Source organism: Salinimicrobium xinjiangense DSM 19287 (assembly GCF_000423585.1).
GTDB classification, from domain to species: domain Bacteria; phylum Bacteroidota; class Bacteroidia; order Flavobacteriales; family Flavobacteriaceae; genus Salinimicrobium; species Salinimicrobium xinjiangense.
This window is the reverse complement of sequence record NZ_AUIG01000035.1, coordinates 1-25,339: the sequence shown is the minus strand read 5'-3', so window position 1 is coordinate 25,339 and position 25,339 is coordinate 1. Positions and strand designations below refer to the sequence as shown.

The window sequence follows — 25,339 nt, the reverse complement described above, 5'->3', positions numbered from 1 at the left end:
TCTTTGAAGTGTTGTCAATTTTAAAATTTTTAATTTCGCCGTCTTCTGTGATAGAACAAATATCCAGGGATAATTTGCTAACATCGACTCCGATAAATGATTTAAATTTCATAGTTTAGATTGAGTTAAAAAAGAAGAACCTTTACCTAAAAACCTTAACAGGTCAGGGCTGATATCTTATACAGGTCTTGGTTCATTAAAACCTGTCAGTTCCAAATATCGGGATAGTGCGTTTCTAAGGCTATCGCTGGATCGCTGACAGGTTTTCAATTATACTACTTTTAATTAAAAAAGTATCAATACAAACCTAAGGTGGCTATCGGGAGGGGCAAAGAAGCGCGGAAAACAGATTAATTTCTTTTCTCCATCATGAGATTGCCGCGGTCGGGCTGTCCCCTCCCTCGCAAAAACGTGGTAAAGTGACTTCCAGGTCTTAGCGCTTCCCACCCCGACCTGCGGCCATCCCGAAACAAGTTCGGGACAGGCTCCCTCCGAAGGAGGGGACTCTTTAAAGAATATTTCAGGTAACAAGAAGGATTTTCGTCATCCAAATCTCAAATCTTCAAATCCCCAAATCTTCAAATCAACAATACATTTTGGAATTTGGTGCTTGTAATTTGGAAATTGCTTCCTGCTAATTGTTAATTGTTAATTGCTCATTGTTTTCCCTACTTTTGCAAAAAATATCTGCGTGAATTATTTATCTGTTGAAAATGTAGCCAAGGCTTACGGGGAGCGGGAGCTGTTCTCTAATCTATCTTTCGGAATCAATGAAGGGGACAAGGTCGGATTTGTAGCCAAGAATGGAACGGGGAAGACCTCTCTTTTAAATATACTTTCGGGTGCCGATAAGCCCGATGCGGGAAATGTGGTCTTTCGTAAAGATATTACTACTGCTTTTCTTCCGCAGGAACCAAATCTGGATCCGAAGCTGACGGTCGAGCAAACTATTTTTGCTTCAGATAATGAGATCCTGAAAGTTATCGAGCGCTATGAAAAGGCACTTGAGAATCCTGAAGATGCCGATGCTTACCAAAAGGCTTTCGAACAGATGGACGCGCACCAGGCCTGGGACTTTGAATCTACCTATAAGCAGATCCTTTTTAAGCTCAACCTGCAAGACCTGCATGCCATGGTAGGCAGCCTAAGCGGCGGACAAAAGAAGCGTCTTGCCCTTGCCTCCATGATCCTCAACAAGCCCGATCTCATCATCATGGATGAACCCACCAACCACCTCGACCTGGATATGATCGAGTGGCTGGAGGAATTCTTCCGCAAAGAGAACTTTACCATTTTCATGGTGACTCACGACCGGTACTTCCTGGAAAGGGTGTGTAACGAGATAGTGGAACTCGAGGACGGAAATCTATATACTTATAAAGGAAATTACTCTTATTACCTCGACAAAAAAGAGGAAAGGATCTCCACCGAACAAACCAATACAGATAAGGCCAAGCAGCTTTTCAAAAAAGAACTGGACTGGATGCGCCGGCAGCCAAAGGCCAGAACCACTAAATCTAAATCGCGCATCGAGGATTTCCACGAAATCAAAGACCGTGCCTCCAAACGTCGCAATGATCACCAGGTGCAGCTGGAGATCAATATGGAGCGCCTGGGAAATAAAATAGTGGAATTCCACAACGTCTCCAAGAGTTTTGGGGATCTTACGCTGCTTGACAAGTTCAACTATAATTTCCAGCCGGGAGATCGCATAGGCATCATCGGAAAGAATGGTACCGGAAAATCCACTTTTCTCAACATCCTTACCGGCGGACTGGAACCCGATTCAGGTAAGATCACCATTGGGGAAACTATCAAGTTCGGATACTATACCCAACGCGGAATTGAAGTTAAGGAAGGTCAGAAGGTTATCGAGGTGATCAGAGAGTTTGGTGATTATATTCCGCTGAAAAAAGGTCGGCAGATCTCCGCCCAGCAGCTGCTGGAGCGTTTCCTCTTCGACCGCAAGAAGCAGTACGATTATGTGGAGAAGTTGAGTGGTGGAGAAAAGAAACGTCTTTACCTGTGTACAGTTCTTATTCAGAATCCGAATTTCCTTATCCTGGATGAACCGACAAACGATCTTGACATCGTAACCCTGAACGTGCTCGAGAACTTCCTGCTCGACTTCCCCGGATGCCTGGTGGTGGTTTCCCACGACAGGTATTTCATGGATAAGATCGTGGATCACCTGTTCGTGTTCAAAGGCGGGGCAGAGATCGAAGATTTCCCCGGAAATTATACGGATTACCGGGAATATGAAGCCAGTTCTGTTTCTGAACCAGCTGAAAAACCCGAAGCTGCGACCGATAAGAAGGCCTGGAAGAAAGAAAGCAGCACCAGCGCCGGACTCACCTATAACGAGCAGAAAGAATACAACAAGCTGGAAAAGGAGATCCACAACCTGGAAAAGAAAAAGGAAGAGGTGCAGAAAAAATTCCTGCAGGATCTAAGTCCGGATGAGATCGCCAAAACCTCTATGGAACTCAGCAAGATCGAAGATGAGATCGAGAAGAAGACCGAAAGGTGGTTTGAGTTGGGGGCGAAGATGGAGTAGTATAACCCTTTCAGCGGTTTTTAACCCTCTCGCGAGGTTTGAAGAACCCTTTCAGGGTTTGGAACCCTGAAAGGGTTGATCGGACGAATTTTACAGGATTAAATTTTAACCAGATGAAGATCGAAGTTTTAGAACCGGGAAATTACTACCACATATACAATCGTGGTAATAATGGTGAAAGGATCTTTTTTGATGATGCTAATTACAGCTATTTCCTTCAGCTTTATGAGAAATATATTTCTCCTGTGGCCAAAACTCTGGCATGGTGCCTTATGCATAATCACTTTCACTTTCTGGTCTATCTAAAAGAAGCTAAAGAAATAAACAAAACCGACTTTAAATACTCGACTCGTTCTGAAGTTGCGGTTGTAGATCCTTCAAGACAGTTAGGCCATCTTTTTAATTCTTACACACAGGCAATAAATAAAAGATATTCCCGCACCGGAAGTGTATTCGAAAAACCTTTTGAACGAAAAAAAATTACTTCTGAAGATTATTTGAGAAAATTAGTTTTTTACATCCACAATAATCCGGTTCATCATTCTGTAGCAGAAAATATTATCTCATATCCTTGGACATCTTACCATGGATTTTTTAGCGAAAAGGAGCGTATAATTCATAAAAAGGAAGTTTTCGAACTATTTGGTGATTTTGAAAACTTTAAAAAATTTCATCAGAAAGAACATACGATCGAACCCTTTCAGGGTTTAGAACCCTGAAAGGGTTGAACGAAGATGCAGATTGTCCTCGCCTACATAAAATTCCTCCTCCGCTCCACCAACCAACATGGGGTGCATTCGCCATTTGTCTACAATCTGGTGACGAAATGTTTTTACGACAGAAAGAAATATCCCTCTTATGCCATTCTGAAGGATTACCGCAAATCTCTGCTGAAAGACAAGAGAAAATTATATATCAAAGATTTTGGCGCCGGCAGTAGGATCTTTAAGTCAGAGGAACGAGAGGTGTCAAAAATGGCAAAAAACGTCGGAATTCCCCCAAACCGCGCCCGACTCCTGAATCGGTTGGTGAGATATCTTGAGGTAGACCGGGCACTGGAGCTTGGCACTTCCCTTGGTTTAGGTACAGCAGCCATGGCAGCAGGAAATAAAGTAAAGATCACCACAATAGAAGGATGTCCTGAAACAGCGACTGTAGCGAAGGAGAAATTTAAAGAATTTGGATTTGAAAATATTCAGCTGAAGCTGGGGAAATTTGAAGATTTACTAGAGGACAGAGGAAATCAAAATCCCAAATCCCAAATCCCAAATTCCAATCCCAACAAAACCGAGAACCGAGAACTGACAACTGACAACTCACAACCGGCAACAGGCAACAGGCAACAGGAAAGAAATTCCAAATTCCAAATCCCAAATCCCAAAACAGGCGAAACCGTCAACCCAAAACCGACAACTGAAAACTCACAACCGGCAACAGGCCACAGGCAACAGGAAAAAAAATCCAAAACCCAAATCCCAAATTCCAACTCCACTCCAACCGACAACTCACAACTCACAACTCACAACCGACTAACCGATGGCGCGGATTTGCAATCCGTGCCGAACCCTTTCTCAATTCTCAATACTAAATACTCACTACTCTACATCGACGGAAACCACCAAAAAGAAGCCACTCTTTCTTTCTTTGAAAAGCTACTTCCCACGGTTCACAACGATAGCGTCATGATATTTGACGACATCCACTGGTCTGCAGGAATGGAAGAGGCCTGGGAGGAGATAAAGACCCATCCGCAGGTAAGAGTCACTATAGACACTTTTCAATGGGGACTTGTTTTTTTTAGAAGAGAACAGGAGAAGGAGCATTTTATCATTCGCATTTGATTAAGTAGGCAGTGCGCAGGCTTAAGTTGGCAGTAATTTTTAAAAATAGCTGTTGGTTTTTTGCAATTTGCCTTTAGCTTTTAATTTTTTTCATCTATAAATATTATGCTCCTCGGGAGCTATCTTTAAAGTCCCCTTTAGATTTAGGGGTAAATCATCAAATCTAATCTTGAAATTTGGTGCTTGGAATTTGGTGCTTGGAATTTGGTGCTTGTATATTGGAATTTTATTGATCCCTGATTATTATAGGAATGTAACAAAGTAACTTAATTTGCGTCTAACTTTATGAATTCAAATTTTTTATGAGCAGCGTAATAAAGATCAGGCAAATTACCCGGGATTTCTACTTGGGGCAGGAAGTTGTTAAAGTTTTAAAAGGCATAGATCTCGATCTCGAGAAAGGTGAATATGTGGCTATAATGGGTCCTTCGGGCTCGGGGAAATCTACCCTGATGAACCTATTAGGCTGCCTTGATACTCCGACTTCAGGCCAGTATATCCTCAACGGAAAGGATGTAAGCCAGATGAGTGACGACGAACTTGCAGAGATCCGTAACAAGGAGATCGGTTTCGTATTCCAGACTTTTAACCTGCTTCCCCGCACTACTGCGCTTGATAACGTGGCTTTGCCAATGATCTACGCCGGAGCCTCTAAAGCTCAGCGGAAAGAACGGGCTGAAAAAGTCCTCGCCGATGTGGGATTGGCAGACAGAATGGATCATAAACCGAATCAGCTCTCTGGAGGACAGCGCCAAAGAGTAGCTATAGGCAGGGCCCTTGTAAATAATCCGTCGATAATTCTGGCCGATGAACCTACCGGAAACCTGGATTCCAAGACTTCCGTAGAGATCATGAACCTCTTTGATGACATTCATGCTTCAGGAAATACTGTTATTCTCGTTACCCACGAAGAGGATATTGCCCGTCACGCCCACCGCATCATCCGCCTCCGCGACGGTATGATCGAAAGTGATGAACGCAAAAAAGTGCTCAGTGTTCAGTGATCAGTGATTTGAAGTACGAAGGTAGAAGTAAGAATTACGATGTAGAATACTACTTTCTGAAAAAATTGTATTTTAGGTACTACGAACCATCGGGAATCGGAAAAGTTTAATTCGAAAGCCATCAACCCTGAACCTCAGACCGGCAACAGGGAACAGACACCAATTAAACTTCTAATATCTAACTTCTAAAATCTACCTTCAAAGATGTCTTTTTTCGACAGCGATACTCTCCTATACATTATTATTATAATAGTTTTTCTGGCCTTTTTTCTCTGGAACCGGAATCAGGCGAAGAAGAACCGTGAGAGCAGGAAAAACAGAAGCTTCCGGAATCGATATAAGGAGCGAAAGAAGAAGAACAAATAGCTTGTGTGGCTGACGAATTAACAGTTTCTAAATAGTACATAATCAGTTATTTTGGTAAATTATCTCCCTTAAATCAAATGCTATGGGAGAGTTTTGGACAAATGAGATCTTTCTATACCTTGCCCTTCTATGTGTAGGCGTTTCATTTTTCCTGTGGATAAGAAGCCGGAAAAGAAGAAAAAAAGAACTGGAATGGCGCAGGTCTCTCAGTGACAGGATCCGAAGTAAAATGAGCAGGAAGAAATCTTCCGGAAGTGCCGAAATGAATTTTGGCGACTAAAAAACTCATTGCCGGAGAAGTCAACAGGGAAATAATGTGTCTTGCTGCTCCTACTCCATCCTTGTTTTTCAGTGGGCAGTGCGCAGTCTTAAGTAAGCAGTAATAAAGAGGTGGTCAGTGATCAGTGGTCAGTGATCAGTGATCAGAATGACCTTAAACAATAAACCTTGAACCTTAGACCTTAAACTTTGAACCTGGAACCGCCGAAGACAACCGGCAACTCATAACTTTTAAACCTCATTACGTTTTCAAAGCCTTCAATATTTTCTTACTTTAGGCTGCCTTTTAAAAAGGACAATCAAAAATTTCAAAGATGAAAATTTATACTAAAACGGGAGACAAAGGTACTACCGCTTTATTTGGCGGCACGCGCGTTCCCAAGCACCACATACGCATTGAAAGCTACGGCACAATTGACGAATTAAATTCCCATCTGGGCCTTCTGCGTGATCAACAGGTTGATAAGCACAGCAGGGAAATACTTCTTAAAATTCAGGACCGTCTTTTTACCATTGGTTCCACCCTGGCGACCGATCCTGAGAAAGCTGTTTTAAAAAGTGGAAAACAACGACTCGACATTCCAAAAATTATTGCTGCCGATATAGAACTTTTAGAGCAGGAAATTGACACAATGAATGAAAGTCTCCCTCCCATGACACACTTTGTGCTTCCTGGGGGACACCAAACCGTGTCAGTTTGTCACATAGCCCGCTGTGTGTGCCGCCGGGCCGAACGTTTGGCCACTGCCCTGTATGAAATTGAACCCTTTGAAGAGGTGGTTCTCCAGTATCTCAACCGCCTTAGCGATTACCTTTTTGTGCTGGCACGAAAGTTGACTTATGATGTAAAGGCAGAGGAGATCAAATGGATTCCGCAGAAGGGATCTTAAATGTCACCAGCCGGAGTCTTCTCTAAGGGCCCATTTTCAGAGGGTTTTACAGGCGACTAATACGTTCTTTAAATTAATGATAAAAAAGTGATTTTTTTCTTGACTATCTCGTCAAAAAAATTATTTTTGCACAAATTATAAACCGATTAACCGATGTATTGGACATTAGAATTAGCATCCTACCTTAGTGATGCGCCATGGCCCGCCACAAAAGATGAGTTAATTGATTACGCCATCAGGACGGGTGCCCCGCTGGAGGTTGTTGAAAACCTGCAGGCAATTGAAGATGAGGGTGATTCCTATGATTCAATTGAGGAGATCTGGCCAGATTATCCTACAGATGAGGATTACCTCTGGAATGAAGATGAATATTAAACGCACACCACAATAACAGCAGAAAAAAGTCTCAGATTTGAGGCTTTTTTTTTGCTTAACTTTGACATATTAAAACCACAAAAACATATGAGTTTTTTAGATACCGTATTAAAAGTTTTTGTCGGCGACAAGTCTAAAAAAGACATCGGGGAAATTCAGCCTATCGTGAATCAGATCCTGGCCCTCGAAAAGGAGTTTGAAGCTCTTTCCCTTGATGAACTGCGCGCCAAGACAACTGCTTTTAAGGAAAAGATCCGGGAGGCCCTGAAGGAAGTGAATGAACAGATCACCGCTCTGGATGCCGAAGCTGAAGCCTCTGAGGATATTACCCGAAAAGAAGACATCTACGCCGAAATAGACGCATTAAAGGAAAAGTCTTACGAGATCTCTGAAGGAGTTCTTAATGAGATCCTGCCTGAAGCCTTTGCAACCGTTAAGGAAACAGCCAAACGTTTTAAAAATAATACCGAACTTAAAGTTACTGCGTCTGCCTTTGACCGTGAACTTTCTGCAGAGAAGGATTATGTGACTCTCGATGGAGATCATGCTGTTTGGAAAAACTCCTGGGATGCTGCAGGAAAGCCCGTAACCTGGGATATGGTGCACTATGATGTACAGCTTATAGGCGGGGTCGCAATGCACCAGGGAAAAATTGCCGAGATGCAAACAGGGGAAGGTAAGACCCTTGTAGCCACGCTTCCCATGTACCTCAACGCCCTTACCGGCAACGGTGTGCACCTGGTAACAGTAAACGACTACCTGGCCAAACGTGACAGCGCATGGATGGCGCCTATCTTTCAGTTCCACGGACTTACAGTTGATTGTATCGACTATCACAGGCCAAATTCGGCACCAAGAAGAAAAGCTTATAATGCAGATATTACCTACGGAACAAACAACGAGTTCGGTTTTGATTATCTGAGGGATAATATGTCGCATTCGCCCGATGATCTTGTACAGCGGCCACATAACTATGCGATCGTGGATGAGGTGGATTCGGTACTTATTGATGATGCACGAACTCCGCTGATCATTTCGGGACCAATTCCTAAGGGAGATGTGCACGAGTTTGATCAGTTAAAACCGGCGATAGCTAATATTGTTGAAGTACAGCGTAAATATTTGACCGGAGTACTTGCTGAAGCCAAGAAACTGATTGCTTCTGGCGATACCGAAGAAGGTGGTCTGCAGTTGTTACGCGTTTACCGCGGACTTCCCAAGAACAAGGCGCTGATAAAATATTTGAGTGAAGAAGGAATTAAAACCTTGCTTCAGAAAACAGAGAACAAATACATGGCCGACAACAACCGGGAAATGCCTACGGTTGATGCCGAATTGTATTTTGTGATCGAAGAAAAGAACAATCAGATAGATCTTACGGACAAGGGAATTGAATTCCTTTCGGGTAAAGATGATCCTGATTTTTTCGTGATGCCCGAAATTGGGATGGAGATCGCAAAAATTGAGAAGGAAGGTCTTTCCAAAGAAGAGGAAGCTGAAAAGAAAGAAGAACTTTTCCGCGATTATAGCGTGAAAAGTGAGCGTATCCATACCATGCGTCAGCTGTTAAAAGCCTATACCTTGTTCGAGAAGGACACGGAGTATGTGGTAATGGAAAACAAGGTAAAGATCGTTGACGAGCAAACCGGCCGTATCATGGAAGGTCGTCGTTACAGCGATGGACTGCACCAGGCCATTGAAGCCAAGGAAAATGTAAAGATCGAGGATGCTACGCAGACCTTTGCTACGGTAACGCTTCAGAACTACTTCAGGATGTACAGCAAATTATCGGGTATGACGGGTACTGCGGTTACAGAAGCGGGGGAATTCTGGGAAATATATAAGCTGGATGTGGTAGAGATCCCTACTAACCGTCCTATTGCAAGAAAAGATAAAGAAGATCTTGTTTACAAGACAAAGCGTGAAAAATACAACGCGGTTATCGATCACGTAACCGATCTTTCCAGAGCGGGAAGACCAGTGTTGATCGGTACTACTTCCGTAGAGATTTCCGAATTATTAAGCCGTATGCTTAAGATCCGAAATGTTCCTCACAACGTTCTTAACGCGAAACTGCACAAGAAAGAAGCCGATATTGTGGCCGAAGCCGGTAATGCCGGAGTGGTAACCATTGCCACTAACATGGCAGGTCGTGGTACAGATATCAAGCTGAGCCCTGAGGTAAAAGAAGCAGGCGGTCTTGCCATAGTAGGTACAGAACGTCATGATTCCAGACGAGTGGACAGACAGCTTAGAGGTCGTGCAGGACGTCAGGGAGATCCGGGAAGTTCACAGTTCTACGTTTCCCTTGAAGACAATTTGATGCGCCTCTTTGGTTCAGAAAAGATCGCGAAACTCATGGACCGTATGGGTCTGGAAGAAGGGGAGGTAATTCAGCATTCCATGATCTCGAAATCTATTGAGCGCGCTCAGAAAAAGGTGGAAGAGAACAACTTCGGGGTTCGTAAAAGACTTCTTGAGTATGATGATGTAATGAACGCTCAAAGGGAAGTGGTTTATAAGAGACGATATCACGCCTTGTTTGGAGACAGACTTCGTGTGGATATCGCTAATATGATCTATGATACTTCGGAAGGAATTGCGGAAACTAACAAACTGGCCGGGGATTTCAAGAACTTTGAATTTGAACTGATCCGTTACTTCTCCATGAGTTCTCCAATTACTGAAGAGGAGTTCGACAAGATGGATTTCCATAAGATCGCTAATCAGATCTACATATCGGCCTACGAACATTACCGTGAGAAAATGAAGCGTAATGCCGAAGCTGCCTACCCTGTGATCAAGCAGGTTTGGGAAGACAAAGGCAATAACTTTGAAAGGATCGCGGTACCCTTTACAGATGGTGTAAAATCCCTTCAGGTGGTTACCAATCTTCAAAAAGCTTACGAAACTGAAGGAAAACAGTTGATTACCGACTTTGAAAAGAACATCAGTTTAGCCATTATTGATGATGCGTGGAAAACACATCTTCGAAAAATGGATGAATTAAAGCAGAGTGTGCAGCTGGCTGTTCACGAACAAAAAGATCCGCTGCTGATCTATAAGTTTGAAGCATTTGAATTGTTCAAAGTAATGCTGGACCAGGTGAATAAGGATGTTATCTCCTTCTTATTTAAAGGAGAGCTTCCGGCACCAAATCCCGATCAGATCAGAGAGGCAAGACAGACCAAAAAGCGTGAGCAGGTAGAAACTTCAAAAGAAGAGATTCCAAATATGGATGAGAGAGCTGCTCAAAGCCGGGCCGCAGGCCAGGGACAGCAGCGTCGCCCTCAGGTTACTGAAACCATTACCCGCGAACGTCCAAAGATTGGTCGTAACGACAAGGTCACGATTAAAAATGTGATGTCGGGAGAGAACAAAAGCATGAAATACAAACAAGCCATCCCCCTGCTCGACAAAGGAGATTGGGTATTGGTTGACGAATAAATAATAGAACCACCTTTATTTCTCCCCCTTTTTCAAGGGGAGATGTCCGAAGGACAGAGGGGTTAATCGTTATTAGTTATTATCACTCTATAACTACTAACTATTAACCAGTAACTTTCAAAAAAGCCTGAAAAGCAAATTGTTTTTCAGGCTTTTTTATTTTTTTGCTTCCTCAGGGAAATCCTTATTATTTTAGTATTTTTAAAGAACCAACCTCACCCCTATGAGCAAGTATCGCATCGAAACAAAATGGGCTGTTATTTTTTCGGTTGTAATGATCCTCTGGATGCTGGGTGAAAAGTTTTTTGGGCTACACGATAAATATATTTCCGAACATTCCTTTTATACCAGCTTTTTTGGAATAGTAGCCATAGTGATCTACCTCTTTGCGTTGTATGACAAAAGGGAAAATTTCCACAACGGTTATATGAACTGGCTGGAGGGATTTAAGGCAGGAGCCATTCTCACGCTGGGAATTGTGATCCTCTCTCCTTTTGTTCAACTACTCATTAGCGAAATTATTACTCCGGATTACTTCAAAAACATACAGGAATACTCTATAGAGACCGGTGAAATGAGCCGCGAAGAAGCTGATGTTTATTTCAATATCAAAAATTACATCATTCAGAGTATGGTCTGGGCCACAATTACAGGTCTTATAACTGCAGCTGTCACGGCTCTCATATTACGCAGGAAAGTACCCGATCCAAACCAGGTAAAAGGTACGACTCCCTATAGATAAGGCTTATAAAGGCTAACCAGGAAATGAAGTTGAAACAAAGAAGATGACCGGCAACTTTGATAACATTTTACAACATTGAGATCTAATATGTCCAACTAATTCACAGGACCGAACAAATGGAGGAAAGCAAAATTCATTCCCGCCAAAAGATCCTCTTTTTTAATAAAGACTACATTCCCGAATTCGTTTATGGAGGTATTGATGGTGCCATTACCACCTTTGCAGTAGTTGCAGGTGCAGAAGGTGCCAGTCTCGGACTTTCTGTAGTAGTCATTCTGGGTATTGCAAATCTTATAGCCGACGGATTCTCCATGTCTGTCGGAAATTTTTTCTCTACAAAAGCAGAACGGGACTCCTATGAACGTCACCGGCAAATTGAATATTGGGAAGTTGAGAATTTGCGGGAGAAAGAGATAGAAGAAATAAGAGAAATTTATGCAGCCAAAGGATTTGAAGGCAAGCTCCTGGAAGACGTAGTAGAGGTGATCACTTCAAATAAAGATGTATGGGTGGATACTATGATGAAAGAGGAGCTGGAAATGGTTAAAAGTGATAAGACCCCTTATAAAACTGCAGGAATGACCTTTATAAGTTTTATAGTGGTTGGCTCTGTACCCTTACTCTCCTATGTGTTTGCAGGAACCGGTTCTACACTGCAGGAAGATCTCTTTCTCTATTCCTGTATCCTTACTGCTGTGGCTTTAGGAATTGTGGGGAGTTTTAAAAGCATAGTCACTGAAAAAAATATGTTCGTAGGAATCTCAGAAACACTTTTATTGGGTGGATTGGCTGCACTTTTGGCCTATTTCGTGGGAGATATACTGGAAAAGGTCTTTTTATAGCAGTAGGAATTTTCTACTGACACAAATTCTTAAGGTTTGAATCCAAACTCTTAAATTTTACTCAATATTCTATTAAAAATCAACGATTTAACAATTGGTTAGCAGAGAGGAAATATCTTCTGTGAGTATCTTCGAACCATATCTAAAAACGCATGTCTATGGAAGATCGTTACTCTAAATTTAAGAAGTTGAACTGGCTGCTTAATGAAAGTTTTGAAGCAGAACGTATTTACTATAATGCGGGTGAAGATGTACAGCAGGTAGAGTTGAAGCGATTTTTCAACCACGAAACTGTAAACAGAAACCGCTTTAGCTACGAAATCTCAGAACAACTTGTACAGGCCGGTGTGGAACCGGCAAAAGAATGGGTGCAAAAAGGAAATCTCGACAGGGACTGGAGAGAAGAACGTAAAGCCCTCATCCGAACCAAACCTTTAAAACTGCTGAAAAAATGCAGAAAAAAGGATGAAGAAAATCTGGAACTCTACAATGAGCTACTGGAACAAAAGAATTTACCAAAGGAAGTTATTAAGCTTCTAAAAAAACAAAAGGAAACCATTCTTAAGGCAGTTGATAAATGCCTGAAATATGAGAATGGAGAACAAGCGCTTGATCCGCAACACAAACCGCGGGTACGGAAATTAAAAGCGATGTAAAGATAAACTACCAACCAACTCAACCAGTGAAGCCCCGTAATGGGGCTTTTTCTTTATCTCTACCCCCCGTATAATTCCGAAATACTAATTCCCAAATTTCCTACACAATCCTTTGATCCTGTACCCCGAATTCGGCCCGGAAATTGTTTAACTTAGATCTATATGAATACCTTTAAAAGAATTTTCTTTGGATTGATAATAGCAGGAGCCGTGATCATGGTTTCTTATATTGTCTATAAGAACAATACCAAATCTTTTAGTCCCGAAGATACCGTTACCTACAGCAGCGGAGATCTTACACTTGAGGTTTTTTATAACCGGCCATATAAAAAAGAGCGGGAGATCTTCGGCGGACTTGTTCCTTATGGGCAAGTCTGGAGAACGGGTGCTAACGAAGCTACCACTTTTTATACCTCCAAAGATATTTTAGTTGATGGCTCCCTGCTCCCTGCGGGTAAATATACGTTGTGGACGATCCCGCAGGAAGAGACATGGAAGGTGATCTTCAATTCCGAAATGTATCCCTGGGGCATTACAGCAGAACAGGTTCCTTCCAGAATAGCAGAATATGACGTCCTGGTTGTGGAAATGCCTGTAGTGAAATTAGAAAATCCGGTAGAACAGTTCACAATCTTCTTTGAGGAGAAACAACAATTCATCACCTTCAATATGGTTTGGGACCGGACCTTAATCCGTGTACCCATTATCGACCCTGAAAAAGTGGAACAGGTAAAACCTTCTTAAAATGATATTTTTGGGAGGTGTTGTTGAAGGCTTTATCCCTTCTGAAAAATCAGCATCTAAACGAGTAATCGGTAAAATGAATTATATAGGTGATTAAACCTCTATGAAAAAGAAGCCCGTAGGGGCGACAGCCTGTTATAAAATCTTCTCCGCGCACCTCATAAAGTCCCGTAGGGACGAAAGATCATCATTATATGAAATTTCAAAGAATGGAATTTCCCGTATTAAAGCCCCGTAAGGGCGAAAGCCTGGTAGACAATTCTAACCTCACTTCATAAAGTCCCGTAGGGACGAAAGATCATCCTAAGGAATGCAGTACAAATTAGGTTTTTGATTGGGAAGATCTATTTGCTACTCAATAAAAATGAATTCAGCTTAAATCTTTAAAAATATATTTGGGATCAAATGGAATTTTTAATTCCTCCAACAATTGCACATACTCTTCCTGAAATGTCATCTTTCTATGATGTTCTTGTTGATTCTGAATATAATTAATCAGTCCCGGCACCTGAGATTTTGAATAAGAAAAAGCTCCGTATCCTTCCTGCCAGGCAAATCTTCCGTTTACGAGCTTTTCCTCGTTAATCCATTTTGAGGAGCCTCCCTTTACGTCCTGCATCAAATCGGAAATAGATTGATTTGGCCTTAGCCCAATCAGAAAATGAACATGATCTGACATTCCATTTATGATCAACATTTTATGGCCGTAGTCCTGAACTATCGCAGTGATATATTGATACAGCCTCTCCTTCCAGTGCGGCTGAATTAGCGCCTCCCGAAATTTTACGGCAAATACAAAATGAATATGGATTTGTGTGAAGGTGTTAGGCATAGGCATTTAATTAATTCAATATATTAATATAGGGAAATTGCTGATAGTCTTTCGTCCCTACGGGACTCTTACTAATAAACTTCTTTAAATTCTACCGACCTTATGCCCCTACGGGGCAACATCTGTTCAGGAATTTAGATATCCCGAAGCTTACACCTTAGTAAAATGTTTCTTTCGATAAACGTTATTTATTCAATCCTGACAAATGACATATCCTGTACCTAAAGGCACAGTTTTTCATTTCTCCTATTTTTTTCTACCTATAGGTAGTCCCTACGGTACGTTTACTAAAGAGAATTCGGAATTTCTACCGACCTTCTGTCCCAATTCGGCTATATTCTAAAAGAGGATATTCCGATGATTCCCTGATAATAATTACTGATTTTGATAAACTCTATTCTCTACAATGACATATTCTGTACCTAAAGGCACAGATTATCCTTTTCCTGATATTTTTCTACCCATAGATAGTCCCTCCGGGATTTTTTCTCCTATTTCAGTAATGATTTTTTAAATATGATTCTACCAATTTATATAAGTTAAATATTATACAAAGAACAATTTCCTGGCCCATTAGGACAGCATATCGGTAAAAATTGGAAGTACCACCCGTATAACCGTGTCTTTAGGCACGGAATATTAATCCCGCCATATATTCCCGTGGGGACGAAAAATCATTACTATATGAAATTCCAAAGAAATGAATTTCCCTTTTTAAAGCCCCGTAGGGGCGAAAGCTTGGTAGAAAGTGCATCCCCACCCCTTATCGAGTCCCGTAGGGACGACAGAACATACTGTCCTAAAAGGTGAAATTACCCAACCCTCAACAACAAATCGGGATCCGGGCAATTGGCCAGGAAATGATCAATTTCTCTTCTGTTGGCGACGCCAGGATAATCTCCTTCTTTACCCTCCATATCCAGGATGATCTGAAAATGCAGGTGTGGAGCGTAATTTCCATTTTCTGAAGCATCTCCTAAAGCAGCGATCTTCTGTCCCTGCCTTACCTCCTGCCCCACTCTAAGGCCGGCTAGGGAACTTCGTTGCAAATGTCCGTAGAGGGAGTAGAAATTTTTCCCTTCAGCCTCATGTTCAAGAATAATTGTGGGGCCGTAATCTCCAAAATTATCGTTGTCCCGGAAGCTGTGGATTTTTCCGTCCAAAACGGACAGGACTGCTGTACCTGCGGCTGCCCATACATCTACTCCAATATGTATATTTCTTATCAATTCCTCCTCTTCTGCCGCAGAAAAGAGTCCGCTGCGCTTGTAAAGGCCGCGATGTTCGTTATAGCCGCCATAAGCGATATTTTTGTCATGCTTCCGCAGAAAAGTATCCAGATATTTCTGAAAAGCATCAGGCGAATCGAGCTGGGCCTGGGATAATTCTTTGTTATTTACGGACAGATCTATATGCTGATAATCTTCCAAAGAAAAACCGGCATCAATTACAGGAGTAAAACCTGTAGCGAGGCCGGTTAAGAACTTATGTCGTGGCATTTATTTTTTTGCCAAATTTAATCTACTTCAAAAGAACATCACTGAATTTGGCATTGATATTTATTGTAGCTGCTGCATTTTGGTTTGCGTTGTAACCCTTCAGCTTTTGATTGTCATAGGAATTGCTGGAAGTCACTTTCAGACCCTGGGGATACTTAACTTTACTATTGGTCCCATTGTAAGTGAAATTGAATGCACTCTCAGGTAGATCAAGTACCAGGTCACTGTTCTCTACTGTAACGTCCAGACTTTTGAATCCGGGGGAGACACTATCAATCTTCAGTTCTCCAAAAGTACCAGCAAGAATACCGGTTTCCCCGAGTTCTCTTATTTGGACATTACTCGAATTTGAATCCAGCTTTAGACTCTCAGCCTTGTCGATCTTCAAATCCTGCACATAAGCCGCATTTAATACACCATACTTCCAGTTTTTTATAAGTACAGGAGTATAGGATACTTTTACGTTGGTGTTTTTTCCGGCAATTTCTAAAGCATTAAATCTGGAATGGGAGATCTCTCCGCGAAGGTTATTGGTGGTGCCGGCAAGTTTTACCTCTCCATGACGTACGTTCAGTTTAAGTTGCGCATTCCGGGGCATCTTCACCTTAAGCACTTTTTTAGCCGAACTATGATCTTTTAAAATGATCAATTTCTTTCCTGTTTTTGCCTCCTGTGCTCTTGCCTCCTTTTCTACGTTAGCAGCCCAGGTTTCCATTTCCTTGCCGAATTCTTCTCCCCATTTTTCCATATCCTTCCCAAAGCTTTCACCCCAGGCTTCCATTTTCTTCTCAAAATCCTTGCTCCAGGCTTCCATCTTCATTTCCTGCTTTTTTCTAAGAGCAGAATCTTTTTCAAATTTCTGAGCCCAATCTTCCATGGCCTTTTCAAAGTCTTTTCCGAAGTTTTTTTCGATCTTCGCTTCAAACTTCTTCATGTATTTTTCACCGTCTTTCTGGTATTGCTCATAATCGAAATTGATCTCACTCATGCTCGCATAGAATTCCGGCGGAAGAGGATTTCCCGATAGGCCTTCCAGCATGGGTCCCATCATTTGGGTAAGGGGAGCGATCATTTCCGGAAGTTTGGCTAAGGGAGCCTGAAGTGCGGCCATGTTAAAGTCCCCGGGGCCTCCCGGTGCAGCCGAAGAATTGATCTTCACCTCCTGGGCAGAAGCATCAACGTCGAGTTTCCAGCTTTGAAGCGCCTTATTCTGGTTCTCCTCGCTTCCTTCAAGATAAGCAGAGACCTGCACTTCATTCCTGTCCCAGTATTCAACGTTCACCAGGGTGTGGCGGGCGTCAATATTCACCGTGACATCTTTGTTGGTTTTATAGGTCTTATCCAGTTTGCTGGTCTGCGCCAGGCCTGTAGTTACACAAAGCATGGCTACTATTAGATATTTAAGCCTGATAATTTTCATTTTCTTTAATTTTAGATTGATTGATATCTTTAATTTTATTTTTCAGTTTGTAAAGCAATTCCAGTCGTAGCTGCAGGTTTGAGATCATCGCCTCCACAGTACTTTCGGTTAGCCCCACTTCATTGATCTCAGCATTCAGTTTTTTGTACTCCTGGTCAAGTCCGGCCAGCTGCTTCATGAAAGAATCAACAAGAGCCCTGTTTGAATCATTGACTTCCAGTTTGGCAAGTTCTATATTAAGACTGGCGAGGTAGAAATTCTCGATCTCTTTGAATTCGGGTGAAACATCACTTAACTGATATTCTTTTGTCACCGGAATTTCCTCCTCATTCTTTTGTTCTCCTTCAACGGGAGCCGTAGTGATCTGATTATTGTTAAAGTCATTTTCACTGTTGAGGAAGAAAAAACTTATTCCAAGCATCACCACAAGCACCGCTGCTATCTTCATGAAGAAGTAATTCCTGTCTGAGCTTTTATCCTGCTTTTCCTGCGGAAATGTCTCCTCAAGTCTTGCTTCAAATCTCTTCTGATGTCCCTTTGGGGGTCTGGAAGGCAGGGCTTTTTCCTCCTGAAACATCTTCCTAATATCCTGTGCCATGTTTTCTCATTTTAAGTTCGTCCTGTAATTTTTTCTTTCCCCGGTGCACCAGAGTCCTTGAGGCCACCTGGGAAATATCTAATATTTCTGAAATTTCTTCGTGATCATAACCTTCCAGCAAATAAAGCATTAACGGATACCGGTATTTTTCCGGCAACTGCTCCATGGTCTGCTTCACTTCTTCTATTCCAATCCCGTCATCAACGTTCCAGTTTTCCTCCTCCTCTACCGTTCCCAGTACCTGTTCATTCATTGCAACAAGTTCCAGCTTACGGGCCTTTAATTTATCGAGGCATTTATTGATCACAATTCTCTTGAGCCAGGCTCCAAAAGAGACCTCTCCCGTGAATTGAGCCAGTTTCTCGAAGGCTTTTATAAAAGCCTCCTGCATGGCATCTTCAGCTTCAAACGGATCATTAATGAACCTCCGGGCCACATAGTACATGCCGTCGCAATACTTGTTGTAGAGCTTGAGCTGCGCCCTGCGGTCATTTTGTTTGCAAGCCTCTATTAATTGATGTTGTATCAAAATAACTTCAGTTTGGTTGGGTTTCACTTTAAAGACGACAGTTTTTCTGCCGCGTTGCAAAAATTCTTAATAAAAGTAGATTTTTTTCTGAAGAGAAGTTGTTGCGGGTTGCGAGTTGCGGGTTGCGGGTTGCGGGTTGCGAGTTTCGAGTTGCGGGTTGCGGGCTGCGGGTTGCGGGTTGCGGGTTTCGGGTTGCATAATTCTCACCCTGTCCTGCGGACACCCCGGCCTCCGGCTGGCGGGGCTCAGAAAGAAGGGATCTAAGGGAATAAATATAATCTTTTAATAAGGTAATTCCTTAACAAAAAAAGAAGGCTCCTTAAGAAGCCTTCTTTTTCTTTTATCAAAATTTTCTGATCACTGATCACCGATCACTGACCACTATTCCTCGTCCAGCATCAAATTCAGCGTGACATCAACATTATCCCGCGTTGCTCTGGAGTAAGGGCAGATTTCATGCGCTTCGTTTACAAGCTTTTCTCCTGTTTCCACATCCACTCCGGGAATATAGGAATCAAGGATCACAGCCAGCTGAAGATCCCCTTCTTCTGTTTTTCCAATTTCAACAGATGCTGTAACGTTAAAATCTCCAAGATCCACTTTATGTTTCTTAGCCACTACCTGAAGGGCACTACCATAACAGGCAGAATATCCGGCAGCGAAGAGCTGTTCGGGGTTGGTTTTGTCCTCCCCTTTTCCACCCATGGATTTGGGCATACTAAGATCCATATCAATAATCCCGTCATCTGTACTTACATGTCCTTCTCTTCCTCCGGTCGTTGTTGCTATTCCGGTATACAATGTCTTCATAATGATGTTTTTTTTAACTATTTTAGTACTTCAATATACAAATAATCTCCACTTAAAAATAATCATTGGTTTGGCTAATAAATCGGCATTAAGTGAAGCTGAAGGCACCCGCCCTGCATCGGGAATTAATCCCGGTGTGGCCAAAAAGGTCAGGGATTCCCGCCGAAGGGAAATAGTAGTTGAAGAGCTTGTAAAAGAAATGCTTGCAGGAAACAAACGCGCCCTTAGTCAGGGAATTACTCTGGTTGAAAGTAACCAGCCCCTGCACCAGGAAAAAGCAGCCCAAATCATTGAAAGATGTCTTCCCCATGCTAACCGCTCTTTGAGAATAGGAATTACCGGAGTGCCCGGTGTGGGAAAAAGTACATTCATTGAAGCTTTTGGAAGCTATCTTGCCGACAACGGAAAAAAGGTTGGCGTACTTGCCGTAGATCCTTCCAGCTCGGTTTCCGGCGGAAGCATACTGGGAGATAAGACCCGAATGGAAACACTGGTCAATCATAAGAATGCTTTTATAAGACCCTCCCCTTCGGGAGATTCCCTGGGAGGAGTGGCAAAAAAGACCAGGGAGACCATCATTTTATGTGAGGCTGCAGGATTTGACACACTGCTCATAGAAACCGTAGGCGTGGGACAGAGTGAAACTACAGTTCACAGCATGACCGACTTTTTCCTGTTGCTTAAGTTGGCAGGAGCAGGCGACGAGTTACAGGGAATCAAGAGGGGAATTATGGAAATGGCAGATGCCATCGTGATCAATAAGGCTGATGGCGACAACCTGAAGCCGGCCGAAAAGGCCCGCTCAGAATTCCGTAGAGCACTTCATCTTTATCCGGCGAAGGAAAGTGGGTGGAGCCCAAAAGTCCTTCTTTGCAGTGCCTACGAAAATACGGGTATAAAAGAGGTTTGGGAGCTTATCAGCAAATACGAAGATCAGGTAAAGGATTCGGGGCATTTCGCGAAAAAGAGACAGGAACAAAACAAGTTCTGGTTACTACAAACCATAAACGAAAATCTGAAAAACCGCTTCTATCAGCATCCTGAGATAAAAAAAATGCTTCCGAAGCAATTAGAAGCCCTGGATCGAAATGAAACCACTCCCTTTGAAGCTGCAGCACTCCTTCTCGGAAAGTACAGAGAATAATCTTCTTAAGGATTTTTGTATCCTGAGGCAACAGGGTTCACAAAATATTTCTTCAGCAGGAATTTATGAAACAGGAATAAAAGGTAGCCGATCATTATTCCAAGAATCCAACCCGTAAGAACATCTCCCGGATAATGTACTCCTATATAAATACGACTGTACGAAACTAACAGTGCCCAAAAGATCAGGACATAAAAAATATGCTTCCAATAATTCTTCAGGATCATTCCCAGAAAAACACATAACGCTGCCGAACTTGCTGCATGCGCAGAAAAATAGCCATACCGGCCACATCTCACAGCTACAAAACGGGCATACTCCATCACCCCCTCCTGCCTGCAGGGACGGGCTCTTTCAAAAAAATGTTTAAATAGATTCGAAAGCTGATCTGTCATTGTGATCAAAACAGCCACTAATAATAAGGTCAAAAGGGTTCTTTTTAAACCAAGTGCTTTATACAGGAAGAAAACCAGCAGCGCATAAAAAGGAATAGAAGCGAATTTATTGGTGATGAAATTCCAGAAATTATCCCAGGCCGGAGTCCCAAGATTGTTCAGGAATAGAAAAAGTTCCTGATCCAGTTCTACTAACTGTTCCATAGTTTAGTCTTCGTACCTAGAAATTTCACGATCGTAGAAATCTGTTGCCTGCTGGATGAGGCTCTCAGCTTCAGATTCGAGTTCTTTTTCATCTGAAGGATCAAAATCTTCGAGCCATTCCACCTCATCATTTTCCAGGTTTAGAATGAATCTTGGAAATTCTGTATGCACAATAAATATAGCATCAGGATAATCTGTATTATCTCCCAGGAGGAATTTTGGAAAGTCCATAGTTGATCTTTTTTAAACTATTTCTTCGGAAGCTTCCGAAGAAAGCAACAGCTTTTTACTTAAATAATTGAACCGAATATACAACATTAGCGCCGAAGCACTCAAGCCTGCCAGCAATCCGTACCAGATTCCCATACTTCCCAGCATCTCTTCCTTCCCCAGTATATATGAGATAGGAAAACCTATGATCCAGTAAGCAATAAAGCAAATGAGAGTAGGGAATTTCACATCCTGAAGTCCTCGTAAGGCTCCGAGTATCACCACCTGCAGACCGTCACTTAACTGAAAAAGTGCAGCTACGATAAGTAATTGAGCTGCAAGAAAAATTACCTCTGCATTATCTATATACATCATGGGCAGCCAGTCTTTAAATACGATAAAACCTACTGCAAACACGGCTTCAATGAGAAATACCAGAAGAAAGGTCGAAAATGCGATTCTCCTGAGGTCTCTGAAATTGGCCTTACCTTTTTGATTTCCTACCCTGATTGTTGCTGTTACGCCAAGACCTACCGCAACCATGAAGGTCATTGATGCCAGGTTTAAGGCAATTTGATTTGCAGCCTGCGGATTCGTGCCGAGGGTACCGGCGAGAAAAACTGTGGCGGTAAAGATCGCAACTTCAAAAAGCATCTGCAGGGCAGTAGGAAAACCTAGCGCAAATAACCTCTTGAAAATGGGAATTTTAAGCCACTCTTTTCGGGACCATATGAAGTACTGGCTGAATTTTTCTTTTTTTCTGAGAATATCCCACAGGAACCAGAGCATAAAGAAGCGGGAAATAAGGGTTCCCCAGGCGGCTCCCTCCAGCTCCAGGCGTGGAAATATCCATATCCCGTAGATCAACAAATAGTTGAAAAGCACATTTACCACGTTGGCAACCAGGGTAGCATACATAGCGTACCGGGTTTGAGAGAGACCGTCTGCAAACTGCTTATACGCCTGAAAGAACATTAGTGGGATCATGGAAAAAGCGACGATCTCCAGGTAAGGAATGGCAAGGTCTACAACTTCAGGCGGTTGATCCAGATGATACAGAATAGGTTTTGCCAGCAGCAAGACCAGGAACAGCAAAATTCCGTTGATGCCACACATCACCACTCCATGATGAAAATAACTTTTTCCTGTTTCGATATCTCCCGCACCATCTGCTTCAGCAATTAAAGGGGTAATAGCAAAGGAAAAACCAATTCCCAGGGAGAGGGCGATAAAAACAAGACTATTTCCCAAAGAAACTGCAGCCAAAGGGGCAGCTCCCAATCGTCCTACCATAATATTGTCGGCCAGAGCAACCATAACATGCCCAAGCTGACCCAGCATTACAGGGTAGGCGATATTGAGATTCTTTCCAAATTCTTTTGTGTATGCAGCTAATTGCACGGGGAGATTTTAAGCCTGCAAAGATAGAAAGTTTCTTTCCCGGCAACAGCAAATCTTCTAAACTTTTACTTCAGGATATCTGCTTCGTTTTTAATGTCATCAAAACCGTATTTATCTACAAGATATATAAAAGAAGCCATGGTAGCCGCTCCCAATTCCAGCTCCCGTTTATTGACTGCATCAAAAGTATCTGTAGCTGCATGATGGTAATCAAAGTACCTTTGGGAATCCGGTCTTAATCCGGCGAGTACCGTGCTTCCATTTTTTAGCGGAGAGATATCTGCACCACTGCCTCCTTTTTCAAAGTAATGAACCAGGTATGGCTTGAAAAGAGGTTCCCAGCTTTTAATTTTTTGAAACTGTGATTCCCGGGCATCAATTGAAAATCCGCGGGGAGTGAAACCTCCGGCATCACTCTCCAGGGCAAAAATGTGATTTTCCTTATTCTTCTTTGCCACTTCAGCATATTTGTTTCCCCCGCGAAGACCGTTCTCCTCATTCATGAAAAGCACTACCCGGATAGTTCTTTTAGGACGTATTCCCGCTTCCTTGAAAAGCCGGACCACTTCCATGGATTGCACCACTCCGGCGCCATCGTCATGTGCACCATCCCCAACATCCCAGGAATCAAGATGGCCACCCACCACTATAATTTCGTCGGGACGTTCACTGCCTTTGATCTCTCCAATCACATTGAATGATTCGACATCCTCAAAATTCCGGGGATTCATTTTATAATAGAAGTCGAGATCCGGATTTAGCTTTAGCATGCTGCTAAGGTATTCTGCATCCTTAGTGCTAATAGCTGCTGCGGGAATCCTTTTATTTACCGGAAGTTCACCATAGCTCATGGAGCCGGTATGTGGATGGTCGTCGATCTTGTGGGTAAGGGAACGAACTATCACTCCGGCTGCACCATATTTTGCGGCTTCGGCTGCACCCGAGTATCGCTGGTCAACACATCCACCATAGGCTTCAAAAGTGTGGATAAGATCGGCACGCATTGGCCTGTTGTAAAAGATGATCTTCCCTTCGATTTCTTTTCTGCCGTAATGTTCGAGTTGTTCTATTCCCTGAACTTCCAGGACCTTTGCTCTAAGGCCGGCATCGGGTGTGGCAACAGAACCTCCAAGAGCGAGGATATTTACGGTATTAGTAGGTCCACCCTGAGTCTGAATATATGCATATTCCGGATTTCCCCGGGTCCATTTCGGTACCATAACAGGCTGCAGCCAGACTCTGTCAAGTCCGAGGTTTTCAAGTTCGGCTTTAGTATAATCTACCGCCCGTTGTGCATTTACAGAACCCGAAAGTCTGCCGCCAATCTTATTGGAAAGATGATCCAGCCAGTCATAGCTCTTACCCTGCAGTAAGGCCAGGTCATAAATCTTTCTAAGGTTCAGGGAATCCTGTTCACTATCTTGTTGTGCACTTACATTTAGACTAAAGAGTACTACAAGAAGGACTATTGCTTTTTTCATAATAGGTTTCTTCTAAAAAACAAATGTAAAAAACCATTCCAAAACCTCTCAAAAAAGCCATTTTTAAATAATAATTTTCCCTGCCCCGAAAACGGGAGAATTATTTCTTCCCTCACAGAAGCCTAACTGCTGCCATTTTTTTATCTTTCGACAAAATTTCAGCCCCTTGAATAAACAGGAGATCATCAATAATGTTTCAACCTTACTTCAGGAGATCCCAACCTCTATGGAGATAGTTAAGGATGATTCAAAACGGGAAAAACGTTTTAATTATCTGGCCAAATACATGGTGGAAAAAGCCATTGAGAAGGATGCCCTTATAGTTTCCCCCGATGGAAAAGGAATCGCTATTCTGTTCCGCACCAATAGTAAAGACAGGAATTTCTGGAAGGATACGATCATGGACATTAAACTCGCTCTTAATGTAACAGGAATAAGAAAGGGACTAAAGGCCATGAAAACTCAGGGCTATGTCAAATCCCAAAGACCTAAGGAGGGCGACTATCTCTACTGCTGGTTCTGGGGAATTATTTCTGATGCGCGGGGTAGTGATGATGCCAAGACGGCATATGAGATGAAAAACAAATTTTATGCTATTGCGAAGGACCTGCAACTTCCCATTTATGCTGAAACCAGAATAAAAAGAATTTCCCTCGCCTATAGGCGATATGGATTTGAACAGTTTCACGAGTGGGATCATCCCAGTGGGGATAAGATGTATTTCCTGAAATATACCCCACCACCACGATAGTTCGAGGTTCAAGATTGAGTCCACTCTAAAAACAAAATTACTCGAATAATACTAAGAATGGACTATCTTTAAACCACTTTCCAACTCACTATCATGTTTAGAAAAACTCAGAATTCTTCTCAATCAGATCTCTTTTCTGGTTTTGGCCAATTGCTTGATGACAAGAAAGATAAGAAGCTAAACGATCCAAAGGCCTGGTACAATATTTTTTATAAGTATTTTATTTCCAGGATTGATGAAGAAAAATTTGCTATTCTTTTTTCGTCTACCGGTCGTCCCAATGCTTCGGTGAAGATTTTGGTGGGGATGATGTCTTTAAAAG

At 42.4% G+C, this 25,339-nt stretch carries 24 protein-coding genes and 1 pseudogene; 15 read left to right on the top strand and 10 right to left on the bottom strand.

The window, feature by feature from the left end; genetic code table 11:
- Positions 1–691: 691 nt before the first annotated feature.
- The 12 genes and pseudogenes from G564_RS0112515 to G564_RS0112455 all read left to right on the top strand — a co-directional run bounded on the left by G564_RS0112515 (position 692) and on the right by G564_RS0112455 (position 13,743).
- Positions 692–2,557, top strand: coding sequence for an ABC-F family ATP-binding cassette domain-containing protein (locus G564_RS0112515; RefSeq protein ID WP_029037960.1), 1,866 nt, complete (start codon positions 692–694; stop codon positions 2,555–2,557).
- 113 nt (positions 2,558–2,670) lie between these two features.
- Positions 2,671–3,276: a transposase gene (locus G564_RS0112510; protein ID WP_029037959.1), complete on the top strand. Its 606-nt coding sequence runs from the start codon at positions 2,671–2,673 to the stop codon at positions 3,274–3,276.
- A gap of 783 nt (positions 3,277–4,059) precedes the next feature.
- Positions 4,060–4,398, top strand: a pseudogene (locus G564_RS20940) (class I SAM-dependent methyltransferase); the annotation flags it as partial.
- 302 nt (positions 4,399–4,700) lie between these two features.
- Positions 4,701–5,402 (top strand): ABC transporter ATP-binding protein, encoded by a 702-nt coding sequence (locus tag G564_RS0112500; protein WP_029037958.1) that lies wholly within the window; start codon positions 4,701–4,703, stop codon positions 5,400–5,402.
- Between the two features lie 448 nt (positions 5,403–5,850).
- Complete coding sequence (locus G564_RS0112490; RefSeq protein WP_029037957.1) at positions 5,851–6,048, top strand: preprotein translocase subunit YajC; 198 nt, start codon at positions 5,851–5,853, stop codon at positions 6,046–6,048.
- 313 nt (positions 6,049–6,361) lie between these two features.
- Complete coding sequence (locus G564_RS0112485; protein WP_029037956.1) at positions 6,362–6,937, top strand: cob(I)yrinic acid a,c-diamide adenosyltransferase; 576 nt, start codon at positions 6,362–6,364, stop codon at positions 6,935–6,937.
- A gap of 153 nt (positions 6,938–7,090) precedes the next feature.
- Positions 7,091–7,312, top strand: coding sequence for a DUF2795 domain-containing protein (locus tag G564_RS0112480; RefSeq protein WP_008272287.1), 222 nt, complete (start codon positions 7,091–7,093; stop codon positions 7,310–7,312).
- Between the two features lie 87 nt (positions 7,313–7,399).
- Positions 7,400–10,759, top strand: a complete 3,360-nt coding sequence (gene secA, locus G564_RS0112475) for a preprotein translocase subunit SecA (protein WP_029037955.1) — start codon at positions 7,400–7,402, stop codon at positions 10,757–10,759.
- A 223-nt stretch (positions 10,760–10,982) separates the two neighbouring features.
- Positions 10,983–11,501, top strand: coding sequence for a DUF4199 domain-containing protein (locus G564_RS19250; protein WP_051205450.1), 519 nt, complete (start codon positions 10,983–10,985; stop codon positions 11,499–11,501).
- A 116-nt stretch (positions 11,502–11,617) separates the two neighbouring features.
- On the top strand, positions 11,618–12,343 hold the full coding sequence (locus G564_RS0112465) for a VIT1/CCC1 transporter family protein (RefSeq protein ID WP_029037954.1): 726 nt from the start codon (positions 11,618–11,620) through the stop codon (positions 12,341–12,343).
- 158 nt (positions 12,344–12,501) lie between these two features.
- Positions 12,502–12,999, top strand: a complete 498-nt coding sequence (locus G564_RS0112460) for a DUF2383 domain-containing protein (protein ID WP_169578133.1) — start codon at positions 12,502–12,504, stop codon at positions 12,997–12,999.
- 162 nt (positions 13,000–13,161) lie between these two features.
- Positions 13,162–13,743, top strand: coding sequence for a DUF2911 domain-containing protein (locus G564_RS0112455; RefSeq protein ID WP_029037952.1), 582 nt, complete (start codon positions 13,162–13,164; stop codon positions 13,741–13,743).
- A 370-nt stretch (positions 13,744–14,113) separates the two neighbouring features.
- Here G564_RS0112455 and tnpA read toward each other — a convergent pair whose 3' ends face one another.
- The 6 genes from tnpA to G564_RS0112415 form a co-directional block, all read right to left on the bottom strand.
- Positions 14,114–14,575 (bottom strand): IS200/IS605 family transposase, encoded by a 462-nt coding sequence (tnpA, locus tag G564_RS0112450; RefSeq protein ID WP_029037951.1) that lies wholly within the window; start codon positions 14,573–14,575, stop codon positions 14,114–14,116.
- 812 nt (positions 14,576–15,387) lie between these two features.
- Positions 15,388–16,074, bottom strand: a complete 687-nt coding sequence (locus tag G564_RS0112440; protein WP_029037950.1) for a peptidoglycan DD-metalloendopeptidase family protein — start codon at positions 16,072–16,074, stop codon at positions 15,388–15,390.
- A 22-nt stretch (positions 16,075–16,096) separates the two neighbouring features.
- Entirely contained in the window at positions 16,097–17,494 is a 1,398-nt protein-coding gene (locus G564_RS0112435) for a YggN family protein (protein ID WP_029037949.1), read from the bottom strand.
- The gene (locus G564_RS0112430; protein WP_029037948.1) at positions 17,475–18,092 is read right to left on the bottom strand and encodes a hypothetical protein; all 618 of its coding nucleotides are present in this window, start codon (positions 18,090–18,092) and stop codon (positions 17,475–17,477) included. Before G564_RS0112430 ends, G564_RS0112435 begins: the two co-directional genes overlap by 20 nt.
- Positions 18,076–18,621 carry an RNA polymerase sigma factor gene (locus tag G564_RS0112425; protein WP_037373991.1) on the bottom strand — a complete coding sequence of 182 codons (546 nt, stop codon included), beginning with the start codon at positions 18,619–18,621 and terminating at the stop codon, positions 18,076–18,078. Before G564_RS0112425 ends, G564_RS0112430 begins: the two co-directional genes overlap by 17 nt.
- Positions 18,622–19,002: 381 nt before the next feature.
- Positions 19,003–19,431: an organic hydroperoxide resistance protein gene (locus G564_RS0112415; protein WP_029037946.1), complete on the bottom strand. Its 429-nt coding sequence runs from the start codon at positions 19,429–19,431 to the stop codon at positions 19,003–19,005.
- Between the two features lie 70 nt (positions 19,432–19,501).
- Here G564_RS0112415 and meaB point away from each other — a divergent pair, with 70 nt between their 5' ends.
- Positions 19,502–20,575 (top strand): methylmalonyl Co-A mutase-associated GTPase MeaB, encoded by a 1,074-nt coding sequence (gene meaB, locus G564_RS0112410; RefSeq protein ID WP_029037945.1) that lies wholly within the window; start codon positions 19,502–19,504, stop codon positions 20,573–20,575.
- Positions 20,576–20,580: 5 nt separating this feature from the next.
- Here the strand turns inward: meaB and G564_RS0112405 are convergent, their stop codons facing one another.
- The 4 genes from G564_RS0112405 to G564_RS0112390 form a co-directional block, all read right to left on the bottom strand.
- The gene (locus G564_RS0112405; protein WP_029037944.1) at positions 20,581–21,174 is read right to left on the bottom strand and encodes a phosphatase PAP2 family protein; all 594 of its coding nucleotides are present in this window, start codon (positions 21,172–21,174) and stop codon (positions 20,581–20,583) included.
- A 3-nt stretch (positions 21,175–21,177) separates the two neighbouring features.
- On the bottom strand, positions 21,178–21,405 hold the full coding sequence (locus G564_RS0112400; protein WP_029037943.1) for a hypothetical protein: 228 nt from the start codon (positions 21,403–21,405) through the stop codon (positions 21,178–21,180).
- Between the two features lie 12 nt (positions 21,406–21,417).
- Positions 21,418–22,785, bottom strand: coding sequence for an MATE family efflux transporter (locus tag G564_RS0112395; protein WP_029037942.1), 1,368 nt, complete (start codon positions 22,783–22,785; stop codon positions 21,418–21,420).
- Positions 22,786–22,850: 65 nt separating this feature from the next.
- A complete protein-coding gene (locus G564_RS0112390; protein WP_029037941.1) occupies positions 22,851–24,266 on the bottom strand; it encodes a M20/M25/M40 family metallo-hydrolase in 1,416 nt (471 codons plus the stop codon).
- Between the two features lie 166 nt (positions 24,267–24,432).
- Between G564_RS0112390 and G564_RS0112385 the strand changes: the two genes are divergently transcribed.
- Positions 24,433–25,017 (top strand): hypothetical protein, encoded by a 585-nt coding sequence (locus tag G564_RS0112385; RefSeq protein WP_029037940.1) that lies wholly within the window; start codon positions 24,433–24,435, stop codon positions 25,015–25,017.
- A gap of 93 nt (positions 25,018–25,110) precedes the next feature.
- Positions 25,111–25,339: hypothetical protein (locus G564_RS19245; RefSeq protein ID WP_037373986.1), on the top strand; the 229-nt coding region annotated here is incomplete at its 3' end.